17 protein-coding genes and 1 riboswitch are annotated in these 15,058 nt (G+C 67.6%); of the genes, 6 read left to right on the top strand and 11 right to left on the bottom strand.

Going from position 1 to position 15,058, the window contains the following annotated elements:
• Positions 1–3 precede the first annotated feature (3 nt).
• From HYV14_15010 to HYV14_14970, 9 genes are all read right to left on the bottom strand, one after another.
• Positions 4–1,251, bottom strand: a complete 1,248-nt coding sequence (locus tag HYV14_15010) for a hypothetical protein (GenBank protein ID MBI2387301.1) — start codon at positions 1,249–1,251, stop codon at positions 4–6.
• A 108-nt stretch (positions 1,252–1,359) separates the two neighbouring features.
• Positions 1,360–2,322, bottom strand: a complete 963-nt coding sequence (locus tag HYV14_15005; GenBank protein ID MBI2387300.1) for a radical SAM protein — start codon at positions 2,320–2,322, stop codon at positions 1,360–1,362.
• Between the two features lie 137 nt (positions 2,323–2,459).
• Entirely contained in the window at positions 2,460–3,419 is a 960-nt protein-coding gene (locus HYV14_15000) for a radical SAM protein (GenBank protein MBI2387299.1), read from the bottom strand.
• Complete coding sequence (locus HYV14_14995) at positions 3,416–4,333, bottom strand: prenyltransferase (GenBank protein MBI2387298.1); 918 nt, start codon at positions 4,331–4,333, stop codon at positions 3,416–3,418. The genes HYV14_15000 and HYV14_14995 overlap by 4 nt, the downstream gene beginning before the upstream one ends.
• Positions 4,330–5,286 carry a radical SAM protein gene (locus tag HYV14_14990; GenBank protein MBI2387297.1) on the bottom strand — a complete coding sequence of 319 codons (957 nt, stop codon included), beginning with the start codon at positions 5,284–5,286 and terminating at the stop codon, positions 4,330–4,332. The genes HYV14_14995 and HYV14_14990 overlap by 4 nt, the downstream gene beginning before the upstream one ends.
• Before the next feature lies 1 nt (position 5,287).
• Positions 5,288–5,539: a PqqD family protein gene (locus HYV14_14985; protein ID MBI2387296.1), complete on the bottom strand. Its 252-nt coding sequence runs from the start codon at positions 5,537–5,539 to the stop codon at positions 5,288–5,290.
• 192 nt (positions 5,540–5,731) lie between these two features.
• Positions 5,732–6,679 carry a polyprenyl synthetase family protein gene (locus HYV14_14980; GenBank protein MBI2387295.1) on the bottom strand — a complete coding sequence of 316 codons (948 nt, stop codon included), beginning with the start codon at positions 6,677–6,679 and terminating at the stop codon, positions 5,732–5,734.
• A 22-nt stretch (positions 6,680–6,701) separates the two neighbouring features.
• Positions 6,702–7,217: a MarR family transcriptional regulator gene (locus HYV14_14975; protein ID MBI2387294.1), complete on the bottom strand. Its 516-nt coding sequence runs from the start codon at positions 7,215–7,217 to the stop codon at positions 6,702–6,704.
• Positions 7,202–8,143, bottom strand: a complete 942-nt coding sequence (locus HYV14_14970; protein MBI2387293.1) for an NAD(P)H-binding protein — start codon at positions 8,141–8,143, stop codon at positions 7,202–7,204. The genes HYV14_14975 and HYV14_14970 overlap by 16 nt, the downstream gene beginning before the upstream one ends.
• 200 nt (positions 8,144–8,343) lie before the next feature.
• Between HYV14_14970 and HYV14_14965 the strand changes: the two genes are divergently transcribed.
• The 5 genes from HYV14_14965 to HYV14_14945 all read left to right on the top strand — a co-directional run bounded on the left by HYV14_14965 (position 8,344) and on the right by HYV14_14945 (position 11,660).
• Positions 8,344–9,042 carry a response regulator transcription factor gene (locus tag HYV14_14965; protein ID MBI2387292.1) on the top strand — a complete coding sequence of 233 codons (699 nt, stop codon included), beginning with the start codon at positions 8,344–8,346 and terminating at the stop codon, positions 9,040–9,042.
• 68 nt (positions 9,043–9,110) lie between these two features.
• A riboswitch (cyclic di-GMP riboswitch) is annotated at positions 9,111–9,199 on the top strand.
• A 19-nt stretch (positions 9,200–9,218) separates the two neighbouring features.
• A complete protein-coding gene (locus HYV14_14960; protein MBI2387291.1) occupies positions 9,219–10,055 on the top strand; it encodes a hypothetical protein in 837 nt (278 codons plus the stop codon).
• Positions 10,056–10,072: 17 nt separating this feature from the next.
• On the top strand, positions 10,073–10,513 hold the full coding sequence (locus HYV14_14955; protein MBI2387290.1) for a hypothetical protein: 441 nt from the start codon (positions 10,073–10,075) through the stop codon (positions 10,511–10,513).
• Complete coding sequence (locus HYV14_14950; GenBank protein MBI2387289.1) at positions 10,510–11,190, top strand: flagellar assembly protein T N-terminal domain-containing protein; 681 nt, start codon at positions 10,510–10,512, stop codon at positions 11,188–11,190. The genes HYV14_14955 and HYV14_14950 overlap by 4 nt, the downstream gene beginning before the upstream one ends.
• Positions 11,187–11,660, top strand: a complete 474-nt coding sequence (locus HYV14_14945; protein ID MBI2387288.1) for a hypothetical protein — start codon at positions 11,187–11,189, stop codon at positions 11,658–11,660. The genes HYV14_14950 and HYV14_14945 overlap by 4 nt, the downstream gene beginning before the upstream one ends.
• A 66-nt stretch (positions 11,661–11,726) precedes the next feature.
• Here the strand turns inward: HYV14_14945 and HYV14_14940 are convergent, their stop codons facing one another.
• Complete coding sequence (locus tag HYV14_14940; GenBank protein ID MBI2387287.1) at positions 11,727–12,926, bottom strand: glycine C-acetyltransferase; 1,200 nt, start codon at positions 12,924–12,926, stop codon at positions 11,727–11,729.
• Positions 12,927–12,950: 24 nt separating this feature from the next.
• Between HYV14_14940 and HYV14_14935 the strand changes: the two genes are divergently transcribed.
• The gene (locus HYV14_14935) at positions 12,951–14,453 is read left to right on the top strand and encodes a hypothetical protein (protein ID MBI2387286.1); all 1,503 of its coding nucleotides are present in this window, start codon (positions 12,951–12,953) and stop codon (positions 14,451–14,453) included.
• Here the strand turns inward: HYV14_14935 and HYV14_14930 are convergent.
• A complete protein-coding gene (locus HYV14_14930; GenBank protein ID MBI2387285.1) occupies positions 14,420–15,043 on the bottom strand; it encodes a hypothetical protein in 624 nt (207 codons plus the stop codon). The two genes, HYV14_14935 and HYV14_14930, sit on opposite strands and share 34 nt — an antisense overlap.
• Positions 15,044–15,058 lie beyond the last annotated feature (15 nt).

The raw sequence follows: 15,058 nt of genomic DNA, 5'->3' as shown, positions 1-15,058 counted from the left end.
GGCCTACTTCGGGATCTTGACGCCCTTCAGGTCGGGCGACTCGGGATAGGCGAGCCCCATGCGCTGCAAGGTCTTGCGGAGGATCCTCGCGAAGGCGAGGTCGCGGCGGGGCTTGTCGTCGGCCGGGATCACGTTCCACGGCGCGTACCAGGTGCTCGTGCGGGCGAGGATCGAGCCGAAGGCCTTCTGCAGGTCGTCCCAGCGCTTGCGCGTCTCCAGGTCCGACGCCGAGAACTTCCAGTTCTTCTCCGGCCGGTCGATCCGCCGCTGCAGACGCTCGCGCTGCACGTCCTTCGACACGTGGAGGAATATCTTCACCACCTTCACGCCCGAGCGCGCCAGCTCCAGCTCGAAGGCGTTGATGCGGGCGTAGCGCTCCTCGACGGTCTTCGCGTCGTGGGTGCCCCACACCGCCGGCACGATGATGTCCTCGTAATGGGAGCGGTTGAACACGCCGATCACGCCGGGCTTCGGCACCTCTTTTTTGATGCGCTCGAGGAAGTCCTGAGCGGCCTCCTCGGCGGAGGGCTTCTTGAAGGCGGCGACGCGCACGAAGGCGGGGTTGAGGCCGGTCATGCCGTGCTTGATCACGCCGTCCTTGCCGGCGGTGTCCATGCCCTGCACGACGACGAGCACGGCCTGGGTCTTGGCCGCGGCCAGGATGTCCTCGAGCTCGTTGACCTGCCCGACCTCCTTCTTGAGCTTCTTGCCGGCCTTCTTGGCGGACAGGCCGTCCTCATCGTTCGTCGGGACGAGCGACAGGTCCACGGCCTCCCCGGGGGCGGCGGCGGCGCCGTCGAAGCGGGCGTTGAGCGCGGCGGCCTCGGCGGCGAGGGCCTTGCGCTCGGAGGGCTTGGCGGCGGCCAGAGCCTCCCCGATCTTCTCGAGGGACACGGCGGCCTTCTCGGCCTTCCTGCCCCCCGCCTCGCGCAGGGACTTCACGAGGGCGGGCAGCTCGGTCTTGGGCGCGGCCAGCGCGGCGATCACGGCGGAGCGGGCGGCGAACGCGGCGGGCGAGGCCGCCACGACGGGCGCGGGCGCGACCTGGGCCTGGAACGCGGCGGTGAGCCCGAGCGTCGGAGAGGCGGAGGGCCCGGACAGGGCTGCGGTCAGCGGGGCGAGCTGGAGATTGATGGCGTTGACGACGGGGCCCCGCGCGACGGGTACGATGGGCGTCGCGACGCGGACCTGAGCGAACGCCGGGGAAACGAGAAGCAGAACCGCGACGAACGCCGCGAGGGTTCTTTGCATGACCATACTATAAAGGTCTGGAGCCGGCCGCGCGTGGGCCCAGTGGGCACTCCTTTTATAGGAAAAGGGCCTAGGTATGGGACTATCCTTGAGGATAGTCGACGCAGCCTAGACGGCGACCTTCACGTCCCAGCACTCGTTGGCGTGCTTGAGGAGGTCGGTCTCGGTCTGGGCGCGGCGAACGAAGTCCTGCACTTCCTTGGACTTCCAGGCGGCTCCGACCTTGGGCCACGCGGAAGCCAAGGTCTCCGTCTTGAGGTCAGCCACGGCGAACGGCAAAGCGTTGAGCAGCTTGGCGCGGCCGTTGGGGACCACGAGCACCATCGATTGGGGGCTCTCGGCGCGGGTCACCATCTCCTGCTGGATGCCCCACGGATAGATCGCGAGCTTGGGGCCTTTCAAGGCGGCCGCCGCGGCCTTGAGGCCCATCACGGCCTCCTTCCAGTCCTCGTCGGAGCAGGCCAAGGTGTCCCACGCGTGAGCGGCGCGGCCGAGGCGCATCATAGGACCGGTCACGAAGGTGCGCACGCCGCGCCGCGCGGCTTGTTCATAGACCGCCACCGCGTCCTGGACATTTATTTTTGTCGGTATGAATACCAACTCGGGTTCGAGCCCGCGCTCAACAAGCCGGTCGATCGCCGCCCAAGCGGGGGCGTAACCAGAGCCCGGCCTGAGCTTCTCGTGGACGGCCGCGGTGGCGCCGTCGATCGAGATCTGAACACACGCTATCTTTAATTCTTTTAATTTATCGCAGGCCTTATCGTCGAGATCCAATCCGTTCGTCTCGATCTTGATCTCGACCCCGCCTTTCGTGAGGGTCTCGAATATCTCGATCGCCCACGGGCTGCCCATGGGTTCTCCGCCGCCGAAGGCGACGTACGCGATGCCGTTCTCGACGATCTGCCGGGTGAGCGAAAGCGCCTGCTCGCGGTTCATCTCGTCGGGCCACGCCTTGTCCGGCCCCGACTCCTCGCAGCAGTGCAGGCAGCGGCCCGTGCAGCGGTTGCTCAGCTGCCAGGCAAGAAAGAGAGGGGCGCCGTAGTCGCCCACGGACGCCCCTCTCCGGTCCATCAGGTGAAGCGGATGTAGGGCTGGGCCATCACGCGCTCAGAGACTTCCTCGAGAGAGGGCGTCTCCCAAGCGAGCTTCGGCTCGGCCTTGGCATCCGTCACGGTTTTCTGGTCGTTCATGTTACTCCTGTTTGCCGGTCAGACCACGACCGGCATATCTTTCAAATCGTCCAACGCGACCCACTGGTTCGCCTGCGCCGACGCGGACGGCTCGGCGGCGAGGCGTTCAAGAGCCCTTTTCACGCGAGAGTCGGCCCAGGCGCTCTTGTACGCCTCCCAGGCTTCCAGGAAAGTTTGCGATTTGAGGTCGGCGCATGTAAAGGGCAGGGGTGCCACGACCTTCACTCGCCCGTCGGGAAGTAACAGTAATGTGCCCGAGGGCTGGAAAACCCGGTGCGCCATCTCCTCGGCCAGCGAGAAGGGCTTGTAGCACAGCTCCATCTTCCCGGCGTAATCCCGCTCCTTGCGCTCGAGCACGCGCAAGAACGCCGCGTAATCGTCCTTGGACGGCTCGAGCTTGTCCCAGAGGCGGGCGGCGGTGCCCAGGCGCATGAGCTGTCCGGTGTTGAAGCGGAAGGCGCCGAGCTCGGCGGCGAGGTCGATGACGGCCTCGGCCTCGAAGACGTTCAAGGTCGTCGGGGCGAAGGTGACCTCGAGCGGAAGCCCCGCGGCGACGACGGCGCGGCAGGCCGCCGCCGCTTTCTCCAGATTCCCGTTCACTCGCTGGCGGCCGTACACCGCCTGCGAGGCGCCGTCCAAGGATATCTGGACCGAGCGGATAGCGAGGCCTTTGAGCGTGTTCACGTCGAAATTGTGGCCGTTGGTCTCGATCTTGAGGAGGACCCCGCCGTCGGACAGCGTCTTGCACACCTCGGCGAAGTGGGGAACGAGCGTCGGCTCCCCGCCGACGATCATCGCGTAGGGCACGCCCGCGGCGACGATCTCGGCCGACAGCTTCAAGGCCTGCTCCCGCGTCAATTCGCCGGGGAGGGCCTTGCCCGGGGCGGAGTCGGTGCAGCAGTGCAGGCAGGCCAGGTCGCAGTCGCGGGTCAGCTGCCAGGTGACCATCGTCGGCGACGAGAAAGCCTCGATCCTCATCGGCCGAGCCCCATGAAGACCGCGAACAGCGCCGTCGTCAGCGCGTAGCACTGCACGATGGAGCGGATGGCGGGCATGAACAGGCGGGGCGTGTCCCACGTCGATTCACCGGCCTTCAACGACATGAACCACAAAGGTAAGCCGGCCAACGCGGCGAGGACCGTCAGCCTGGGGAAGACGCCAAGAACGACGCCGAGCGGGATGATGAGAAGTCCGACGGCGGACAGCGCCAGGTACAGCACCCTTCCGTTCTTCCGTCCGAGGCGGACCACCAGATTCTTCTTGCCGACGAGACGATCTTGATGGAAATCGGGGATGTTGTTGACCGTCGCCAGCGCCGTAATCAGAAGACCGGGCACGAGCGACGCGAGGAGAGCTCCCCATGAGAATCGATGAGTGTTGAGGTGAAGCGAACCCAGGACCATCCACGGCCCGTACGAAAGCCCGATGACGGTCTCCCCCAAGCCCCGGTACACCCAGCGGATGGGCGGCCCGACGTACCAGACCGCGGCCGCGCCGCCGAGGAGCGTATAAAGGACGATGGGCCAGCCGCCTTCCCACGCCAGATAAAAACCGATGGCGGCGGCGACGGCGAAGGCGGTCACGCCGAGGGAGAACATCCACTCAGGGATGTACTCCTCGGCGTCGGGGTTGAAGACGCGGTCGGTGCCCATCTTGGCGTCGAAGTACTCGTTGAAGCTTTCCACGCCCACGACCGACAGGAATATCCCGAACAGCCCCAGCAAGAATACGCCGGGGTTGAATGACTTCTCGACTCCGTACGCCCACGCGCCGCCCAGGAAATACGGCAGCAGCCCCGCGTACAGGAAGAACCTGTAGCGAACCACCGAGGCGACCTTCATCACGAGGGTCTGCTCGGCGGGGGCGTGCGGGGCGGCGAAGACGTCGGTCATGCGGCGCCGACCTCCTCCCACTGGTGAAGGCGGGAGACGATGTTCGGGTCCTCGGCCAGGCGGTCGATGAACGCCGAGACGCGCGGGCTCTGCCACGCCTTCTGGAACTGGGCCCACACCTGGCCGAGCGTGTCGGTCTTCAGGTCGCCGCAGGTGAACGGGAGCGCGTTGATGAGCTTGACCTTGCCGTTGGGCAGGATGATGAACAGCGCCGCCGGGTTGAGCAGGCGGTAGCGCAGCGCCTCGAGCAGGCCCATCTCGTGGTAGTACACGCGCATCTTGCCCTTGTACTGGTCGGTCTTGGCCTTGAGGGTGGCGAAGAACTCGGGGTAGTCCGCCTCGTCGGGGGCGGTGATGCCCCAGGTGCGCACCGCGTTGCCCGTGAACATCAGCTTGCCGGTGTAGAACGAGTAGGCGCCGATCTCGTGGGCGAGGTCGACGGCCGCCCCGATCTCCTTGATATTGAAGCGGGCCGGAACGAAGTTGATCTCGATGGGGATCCCCGCCTCGCGCAGGTTCCTGATCCCGTTCAGGGCCTCCTCGAAGCGGCCGTGGACGCGCATCTTGTTGAAGGACGCGTTGCTGGCGCCGTCGAGGGAGACCTGCACGGCCTTGATGCCGAGGTCCTTCAGTTTCTTACAGTTCTCTTTGGTCAGATAATGACCGTTCGTCTCGATCTTGAGGCCGACGCCGCCCTTGGTGATGCGCTCCACCATGCCGAAGAAGTCGGGGCGCACCATGGGCTCGCCGCCGGAGAAGGAGACGTACGGGACCTCGGACTTCACGAGCTGGTCGATGATGCCGTAGGCCTGCTCGGTGGTCAGCTCGTCCTTGAACGCCTTGCCCGGGCCGCTCTCCTCGATGCAGTGGAGGCAGGCGAGGTTGCACTCGTTGGTGATCTGCCAGGCGACGTACAGGGGCGCGCCGAGGTCCGACGTCTCTTTGTCTTCCATGTTATTCGACGATCAATCCCTTTTCCTTCAGCTGGGCGAGGAACGATTCCGCCTCCTGCGCCATCTTGCCCGACGGGTCCTCGAACTTCTCCTTGAGCTTGGCGACGAGGTTGCCGGACTCAGCACCCGCGATGACCTCGCGCACGACCGCCGCGCCCGTGGGGCTCAGCGTGTACACCTTCTCGGAGCGCGTCTCGAAGAGCACCGCGCCGAACTTCTCTTCCCGGAACTTCACGAATGGAGCAAGCTTCATGATTCCCTCTCTGTGGGCGACGAGGCAGGAGTTAGCATCCCACACTTCACGCCTAGCGATTTCTTCCATCTCACGGCGAACTTTTAAGACACTTGCCGCGTCAGCGGCGAAGTCGGCCTGGGCCGCCTCCGTCTCAGAGACGACGAAGTCCCCGCTTTTCCACGCCTTGCGCAGCAGGGCTTCGTACGACATTCAAAACTCCCTCTTCGCCATGACTTCGACGAAGAAGCCGAGCTCCGCCGCCTCGGCCTTGCACGGCAATTTTTTGATCATGGCGAGCATCGAATCGGTTATCTCGCGGCCCTTCTCGCGCGTCTTCTGGATATGGCCGCGGTCCTTCAGGAGCTTGGCGATCTTCGCCGCGTCGGGCTTCGCCTCGTTCCACAACGACAGAAACTCGTCGCGGGTGCCTTTGTCGGAGATGGCGTAGATGCACGGCAGCGTCAATTTCCGGTTCGCCAAGTCCTGGGCTTCGTCTTTCCCGGAGACTCGTTCCGTCAACGTATAATCATGAATGTCGTCGACGATCTGGAGCAGGATGCCGGCCGCGCAGGCCAGGCGGGGCGGGTCGCTTTGCTCGTGCGGGAAAGGCGAGAGCTCGGAGAGGACCGCGCCGGCCCACTCGAACAAAGCGCCGGTCTTGCGGGAGGCCACGCCCATATAAGCATCAACGGTCACCTGTATGGATCCCTTCAAAAACTCTTCCTGCAGCTCGCCGACCGTCATCTCGCGCACGGTGGTGACCAGCAGCTTGGGCGCGTTCGGGGAGATGTCGATGGCCTCCTCGAGGCCCTGCGCGAAGGCCAGGTCTCCCAGGAGCAGGCCGATGGTGGTGCCGAAGATCTTGTTCGGGGTGGGATGGCCGCGGCGAAGCTCGGCCTCGTCCACGCAGTCGTCATGGAGGAGGCTGGCGTTGTGGACCAGCTCCATAGCCCGGGCGACGCCCTCGGCCTTCTCCAGGTCGACGCCCAGGGCCCCGGACAGCAGCAAAGCGAAGCGGGAGCGCAGCATCTTGCCCGGCCGGGCGATGTGGCTCGCCAGCTCCTGGCCGACGCGGCCCTCGATGCGCCGCGCCCGGCTTTCGAGGCCGGAGCGGACCCGCGTCAACGAATCTTCCACCTTCAAAAGGGAAATCGGCATGGGGGCCTCAATTATACCACGGCTAAGCCATCGCCTTAAGTAAGGTCAGTACTTTCGGCAGAACGGCCGCTTTTTCCTGGTTTCCGACCTTTCCGAGCACGAAATCGAGCAGGCGGACGAGTTCCAGCAGCTCGTTGAGCTTCTTGCGGAAGGCGGCGGCCTCTTTGTCGGTGCCGGCCTGCTTCAGGCACTCATCAATCGCTGAGATCACAGGCTCTATTTCCCTCTTCTTGCGCTCCCTTGCGATGCGGCAGCACATCGTCCACGCATCCTTCTCGCAGGAGAAGTACTCCTTCCGGTCCCGGGGGAGGGAGGTCCGCCGGACCAGCCCCCAGTCCACGAGGGACCGGAGGTTCATGCTGGCATTGCCCCGGCTGACGGCCAGGGACTCCATGATCTCGTCGGCCGTGAGCGGCTTCTCGGAGATCATGAGCAAGGCGTGCATGCGCGCCATCGTCTTGTTGATGCCCCAGGCGCCGCCCATCTGCCCCCAGGATTCGACGAAGCTCTCCTTCGCGGCCTTCAGTTCCGTGCCCATTCGGTCTTCCCTCCCTCGAAATGACGCCTCACCTCGTTGCGGTACTCGCGGCCGATGTCCCCGCCCGCCGCGTCCAGCCATTCGCGGAAGGAGCGGCGGCCCGTCGCCGGCGCCTTCGACTTCAGCAGGCCGCGGGTGAGACCGTCGACCTCCTCCTGCGTGAGTAGGACGTCGCCCTTCAGGGCTCCGAGGACCTTCGCGAGCGCCAGGCCCACGCCCGGACCGACCCGGAAGATCATCGCCCGGGAGCCTACCCGCTCCGCGATGAGGCGGACGAGATCCCCGTAGGCGTAGACCTCGGGACCGACCGCGTCCGCCTTCGTGTTCGCCGCATCCGCCCCTGCGGCGACGCAGAGGTCGGCCAGATCCTCGACCGCGACGGGCTGGATCGGGTAGCGCCCGTCGCCGATCACCGCGAACGCCGGGAACCGGCGCAGCAGCCAGGCGATGTTGTTGATGAGGACGTCGTGCCCGCCGAACAGCACGGTCGGGCCGAGGATCGCGTAGGAGGGGCCGGCGGCCTTCAGCGCCTGCTCGACCTGCCCCTTTCCCCGATAATAAGGGAGGTCGGATTCGGGGTCCGCGTTGGCGATGCTCACATGGACGATGCGCCTCACCCCCGCCTTGGCGGCCGCCTGGAACAGGACCTCGCTGTTGCGCACGGCCTTCTCGTGCGTCATCCCGCCGTGCGCGAAGCGGACCCAGTAGTTGTTGTAAAGCGTATCGACGCCCCGCAAGGCCTCGGCGAGCCGCTCCGGGCGCTCGAAGTCGAGCGGATGGGCCGCGATCCGGCCCTGGAGCGGGGACGGGCGGTCGGGATGGGCGGTCAACGTCGCGACGCGGCGCCCCGCGGCCAGCAGGCGCTCGGCGATATATCCCCCCGAATAGCTGAAGGCCCCGGTGACGACGTCGAGCGGCGCGGTCATATGGTTGTCCCCCGCTTCCGTTATTTCAATTATTTCTGAAAGTACTATACAAAGAAAACGGTCCGCCGTCAAGCCCCCCAGACAGATGGTGACAGGCATTCCGGTATTTTCACTTTCCGGCCCAAAGTGAAAATACCGGAATGCCTGTCACCTTTTGGCTCCCATTGACGGCGGGGCGCCCCCCCTTTATACTCCAGAAGATGCATTCCGAGCGGATATTGGTGGTCGAGGACGACGCGGGCTGGATCGAGCTGCTCAAGCTCTGGTTCCCCGCCGCGGGCTATTCGGTGGTGGAGTACGCGATGACCGGGGCGCAGGCCTTGGAGGCGGCGGTGCAGCGCAAGCCCGACTGCGTCCTCCTCGACTTCGGCCTGCCCGACCAGAACGGCTGCGAGGTCTGCGCCAAGCTCCGCGCCATCCCCGCCCTCGCCCGGGTCCCGGTCGTCATGTTCACCGCCCACGGCCGCGAGAAGGTGCTCGGCCTCGAGAACGGCGCGGACTACTTCGTCGGCAAGACCGACAGCTCGCGCGAGCTGATGGCGACCCTCGGCGCCCTGTTCAAGCGCGCGAAGCAGGAGCCGGGCGTGCTCGCCCACGGCGACCTGTCCCTGCACCGCGAGGACCGGCGGGTCTTCTGGAAGGACGCGCCCGTCGCGGAGCTGACGCCGAAAGCCTTCGCCCTGTTCCACATCCTCGTCGAGCGCGGCCCCCAGCCCGTCTCGCGCGAGGATCTCTACCGCATGGTCGAGGGCGTCGAGAACCCCGGGCTGTCGCGCGCGCTGGACGTGATGCTCAACCGTCTCAAGAAATCGCTGCCCAAGGAGCTGGCCGAAAGGATCGTCAACGTGAAGAATTTCGGCTATTGCTTCCTAGAGGATCGGCGAGTAACACGCCCGTAACGCGGCGTAACAAGACGGTGAATTTACAGTAAACATTCCGCCTGTTAGACTCCTGAGGCAGTCGATTTGACCGAGAAGGGCACACCCGGAGAAACCCGGGGCCGCAAAGCCGACGGGGCTGACGGCGCGAGAGCGCCAAGCCGGCCGGGCCGCCGAAACGAACGACTCCATCGATCATGGGAGTCTTCCGAAAAGCCTTGCTCGCGGCGCTGGTCGCCGCCGCCGCCGCCCTCCCGGGGCGGGCCTCGACGGACCTCAAGGACCTGGCCTCGGCCGTGACCACGGCCTCCGCCGCGCGCAACGTCAAGCGCGTCGCCGTCGTCCCCTTCACGGCCCCGCGCGGGGCCGCCTCTTTCTCCGGCGCGATCGTCTCGGAGCGCCTCGTCATCCAGATCCTCGCGCGCGGCGAGCTCGACCTCGTCGAGCGCCGCTTCCTCGACAAGGTCCTCGAGGAGCAGCGCCTGGGCGTGTTCGGCATCATGGACCAGGACACGGTGAAGACGCTGGGCAAGGTGCTCGGCGTGGACGCGATCCTGACCGGGACCATCGTCGAGCTGAAGGGCGAGCGCGTCGAGGTCAACGCCCGCCTGATCCACGCCGAGACCGCGCAGGTGCTGGCCGCGGACACGGTGCGCGTGGCCAAGGACTGGGAGGAGCGCGCGATCGGGGAGGACGCCTCCACCTGGATCGTCCCCGTTCCCGAATTAGGCAACGATCTTTTCAATACCGGCGCCTCCTGCCAGACGAGCGTGGACGCCGTCGAGAGCCGCATCCTCGACTTCAAGGCGCGCTACTGGGCCGAGCGCCTCAAGGATCCCGCCTTCTCCCTGCGCTCGCTCAAGCACAACCCCGGCTCCGAGATCCACAACGCCGACCTCAAGAAGCGGTTCTTCCTCAAGCTGCAGGAGCGCTACGACGCCCCGGCGCGCACGCCGCTGACGTCCGCCGAGCAGGCGGCGCTGGCGCGGGGCCTTCAGGAGATCAAGGTTCTGTCGGGACTGTGCGAAGGATGACGATCCGAGGAGGACGCATGGACAAGAGAGCATTCGTTCTGGCGGCTGCCGCGGTCCTGGCGGGCTGCGGAGGAGTGACGCGCCGCGTGCACGACGGGAGCGTGGACCGTGTCATCGACCAGAAGCCCGTGCGCGGGGGCTACCTGGAGGCCATCGGCATCGGCGCCTCCGATCCGGCGCTGAAGACCGACACGCAGCGCATGGCGTTGGCCCGCGACGCGGCCATCGTCAAGGCGCAGTACGAGCTGCTGTCGATGATCAAGGGCGTGCGGCTCGAGGGCGGCGTCAGCGTGGAGCGCGCGCTCGAGACCGACTCGACCTTGTCGGCGCGGGTCAGCGACGTGATCCGCGGCGCCGAGATCCACAAGTCCGAGTTCACCGCCGACAACGGCTGCGTGGTGACCTTGAGGCTGCCGAAGGAGGCCCTGGAGAAGTCGCTGGGGAGCCGCCTGCAGTGAGGCGCCTGGCGCTCGTCGCGGCTCTGGGCCTCGCGGCCTGCTCCCACGCGGGGCCGCGGGCGAAGGTCGTCGAGGCCGAGGGCTTCGCCCCGCTCGACGCGCGCGGGCTGGCCGACGCGCGCGACAGGGCGCTCACCGACGCGCGGCGCCGGGCGGTGGAGTCGGTGGCGGGGGTCGCCATGGAGTCGAGCTCCCGCGTCGAGGGCGCGCTCACGACCGCTCAGAACACGACGTCGCGCAGCCGCGGCTTCGTCGAATCCTCCACCGCGGTCGAGGAGGACACGCGCGACGGCATGGTGCGCGTGCGCGTGCGCGCGAAGGTGCGGGAAGGCACGCCCCCGTGGAGCACGGTCGCCCTCAACATCCCCGACGGTCCGCTCGCCGCCGGCGTGGCCCGCGCGCTGCGCGAGAAGAAGATCGAGACCGGCGGCGGCCGCGGCGCGGCCGCGCTCACCGGAACGTCGCGTACGATCGACCTGCCGACAAGCCTCATCGCCGGCACGACCGCCGTGCGCGCCAACGCATCATTGGTCCTTCAAGGCGAGGGCTCCCCCCTCCACGCCTCGGGCGCCGCCTCCGGCCTCGACCCCGACCGCGACGGCGCGGCCGACAAGGCCCTCGAGGCGGCCGGCTACCGCGCCGGGCTGGAACTCGCCGCTGCGATGAGCGTGCGATGAGAATTCTGCTCTTGCTTCCCTTCTTCGTCCTGACGGCTTGGGCCGACGACGAGTCGCTGATGACGATCCACCGCATCGAGACCGAGACCGCCGACCGCATACAAGCCAAGGTACTCGATCCGATCCTGGGAGCCGGTCGAAGCGCCGCCTTCGTCCGTTTGTCGCTGGAGACGAAACGCGATTTCGAGATCAGCGACCGCTCCGGCGAGGGCCGGATGACGAAGACCCAATCCAAGGCCGAGAACGGAGATCAGCAGGTACAAGAGTCGCGCCAGACGAAAGGAACCAAAGAGGAACGCATCGCCTCGTCGATCAGATACTCCGCGTTCCACCTGACCGTCCTTCACGACGCGAAAGCGCCGGCCGCGAAGCTGGCCGCCGCGCGGTCGGCGCTCCTCGCCGTCTACGAATCCGAGAAGCCCGAAATCAAGTTCCACCCCGTCGAATTCAACGCCCACGACTATCCTTGAGGATGGGCGCACGACTGTTTCCGGAAACAGTCGTGACCCGGACTCGCGCCGGCGCGAGCCCGAGCGCTAGATCAGGCCGAGCTCGCGGCCGACCTTGCCGAACTTCTCGAGCGCGAAGTCGAGGTCCTGGGCCGTGTGCCCCGATGAGACGATGGTGCGCAGGCGGTCCTTGCCGCGCGCGACGATCGGGAAGCAGATCGCGAGCGCGAAGACGCCCTCGTCGAACAGGCGCGCGGAGAACTCCTGCGCCTTCTTGGTGTCGCCGATCAGCACCGGCGTGATCGGGGTCTCCGAGGCGCCGGTGTCGAAGCCGAGCTTCTTGAGGCCTTCCTTGAAGTGGGCCGCGTTCTGCCACAGCTTTTGAATACGCTGCGGCTCGTCGAGCATCACGTCGATGGCGGCGGCGCAGGTGGCGATCACCGACGGCGGGTGCGAGCTCGAGAACGTGAAGGGGCGCGCGGTCGAGGTCAGGTACTCGATCAGGCGCTTCTGGCCCGCGACGTAGCCGCCGACGGAGCCGACGGCCTTGGAGAGCGTGCCGATCGACACCTGGACGCGCTCGGAGACCTTGAAGTGGTTCGGGGTGCCGCGGCCGTTCTCGCCCATGACGCCGGAGGCGTGCGCGTCGTCGACCATGACGAAGGCGCCGTGGCGCTCGGCGAGGTCCACGATCTCCGGCAGGGGCGCCAGGTCGCCGTCCATCGAGAAGACGCCGTCGGTGACGATCATCTTGCGGCGGGCGCCCTTCGCCTCGGGCGTCTCGAGGATGGCCTGCAAGGCTTTCATATCCTTGTGCGGGTACACCTTGCGCGCGGCCTTGGCCAGGCGGGCGCCGTCGATGATGGAGGCGTGGTTGAGCTCGTCGGAGATCAAGAGGTCCTTGGGGTCGCTCATCAGGCTCTGGCAGCAGGCGACGTTGACGGTGAAGCCGGACTGGAAGACGAGCGCGGACTCGGTGCCCTTGAACTCGGCGAGCTTCCGCTCGAGCGCGAGGTGGATGTCCTGGGTGCCGATGATCGGACGCACCGCCGCGGTGCCGACGCCGTGGGTGTCGATGGCGGCCTTGGCGGCGGCCTTGAGCTTCGGGTGCTCGGTCAGGTCGAGATAGTTGTTGGAGGTCAGGTTCACGACCTTCTTGCCGTCCACGACGGAGACGGGGGCCTGGTGGCCGGTGAGCACGCGCAGCCGGACGAAGCGGCCCTCGGTCTTGAGCTGGGCGTTCTCGGCGTCGAGGAAATCCATCAAAGAGTCGGTCTTAGTCGTCATGCGCCGATTATATAGAATACGGCCATGAAGCGCACGGACGCGGCCGCCCTCCTCCTCCTCGCCGTGTGCCTGTACGGCCTGCTCGCGCGGCTGGCCGACGTGCCGGCGATGTCGCTCGACGAGGCCTGGATCGGGCTCTTCGCCGACCGGCTCCGCGGCGCCGGTCTGTACTCCCCGCACGCGATGAACCATTACACGAGCGCGCTGTACGCCCGGCTCCTGGCCGCGTTCTACGACGCGCGGGGCATCTCCCTCGAGACGCTGCGCCTGCCCGGCGCGCTGCTCAACGCCGCCGCGGTGATCGGCGTCTGGGCGCACCTGCGCCGCCGCGTCTCGCCCGGGGCCGCCGCCTCCTGGGCCCTGCTGTGCGCGGGCTCGGCCTTCTACCTGCTGAAGGGGCGCCTGGCGTGGGAGGTGTACGCGCTGCATCCGATCCTGATCCTCGGCACGCTGGCCGCGCTGGCCCGGCCGGGAGGCGGCGCCGTCCTCGTCGCGCTCACCATGATCGGGGTCGTGAACCACTTCATCTATCTCTCGATCCCCGCCTCGCTCGTCGTGCTCTTCGGGGCGCGGGCCGCCTGGCGCGGCGAGGCGGAGGCCGCGGGGCGCCTGCGCGACGCCGCGGGGGCGCTCGCGGCCGGCGTCGCCCTGGCGCTCGTCAAGCAGCCGCTCACCGACGAGATGTGGGTCGCGCACCGGCCTTTGCTGCTCTCCGCGCTCGTGGTCCTGCCGGCGCTGGCCGCCGCGGGGGTCCGGCGCGCCCCGAGGGAGCTCCTGCTCGCGCCGTTCACGCGCTTCCGGCGTCCGCTCGAGGTCCTGCTCGCGCTGACGATCGCCGCTTTCGCCGGCTGGCACGTCGTCCCCATGATCCAGGTCTTCGCCGGCCCCGTCGTGTTCAAGCGCCTGTTCTCCCTGGCTCTCCCCGGGCCGCTGAGCCTCCTGCTCCACGCCTGGGGGGTGTTCCTGGCCGGCCTGCTCGCCTGGAGCTGCGTCCGCGCCTGGCACGACGAGAGCCTGAGCTTCCACGAGCGCACCGTGCTGCTGTGGCCGGCCGCCTTCGCCGCGGTGTTCATCGCCTTCCGGCACACGAGCTCCCTGCGTTATTACTCGCTGCCCGCGCTGCTGAGCACGGCGGCGCTCGCCGCCGCCCTGCCTCGCCTCGCGCGCGCGGACAAGCGCTTCGTCTATCTCTGCGCGCTCGGAGCGGCGCTCGCGACCCAGGGCTGCCTCCTGCGCGAGCTGGCCTCTCCCGCGGAGCGGCCGCCGCTGGACTTCCACGTCGGCTGGCGCAAGGAGAACTCCAAGGATTTCGCGCGCAAGGAAGGCCTGTTCGCCGCCTTCGACGCCTCGCGCGCCTGCGAGGTCGCCCACGCCGAGCGAAGCTTCACCGCGATCCCGCTTTTCTTTCACCGCGCCGGGAACCCCGTCCCGGGCTGCGACGCCGCGCTCGCCTTCGAGTCCGATCAGTGCCCGGCCTGCCCCGCGCCGCCCTACTACCGCTGGTCGATCGTTCCCGCCGCGAAGTAGGACGGGGGCCCTTCGACGGGAAGAAGCTCCCACAGGTCCTCGACGGCGGCCGCGCGGGCCGCGTCGCGGCGCGCAAGGACGCGCGCCTCGAGAGGCAGCGACCATTGCTCCTTCAGGCGCGCGCCGAGGTCGCGGAGCGCCTCGGACAGGGGACGGCGGCCGATCGCGCCCTCCACGACCACGAGCTCCACGGGGCGTCCCGGCTCGAGGCGGCCCTTCGCCGCCGCGCCGGCGACGAACACCGCGGCGGCCTTGCCGCGCAGGCCCTTGCGGATCGCGTCGACGACGGCGCCGGCGTGCTCGGCCTCGCGCTCGAGCAGGGGCAGGAGGAGCTCGCTCATGAGCCAGCCCTTCCGCTCGAGCCGCCACTGGTCGGAGCGTCCCGCGGGCCGCCGCTCGACCAGGCCGAGCTTGGCCAGCCCCGCGAGGGCGACCGCCGCGCCCTGATGATTGATCCCCGCCAGGCGCGCGAGCGCCCGCCCCGACAGCGGGGACTTCGCGCGGAACAGCGCGCGCAGCACGGCGAGGCGGCTCGGGGCGGTCAGGACGGCGTCCAGGGGTCGGGAGAGATGGCCTTTCAGGTAGATCATGGTATGTCTAGTATT

Source organism: Elusimicrobiota bacterium (genome assembly GCA_016182905.1).
In the GTDB taxonomy this organism is placed as follows: domain Bacteria; phylum Elusimicrobiota; class Elusimicrobia; order UBA1565; family UBA9628; genus GWA2-66-18.
This window is presented reverse-complemented; position numbering and strand designations above follow the sequence as displayed.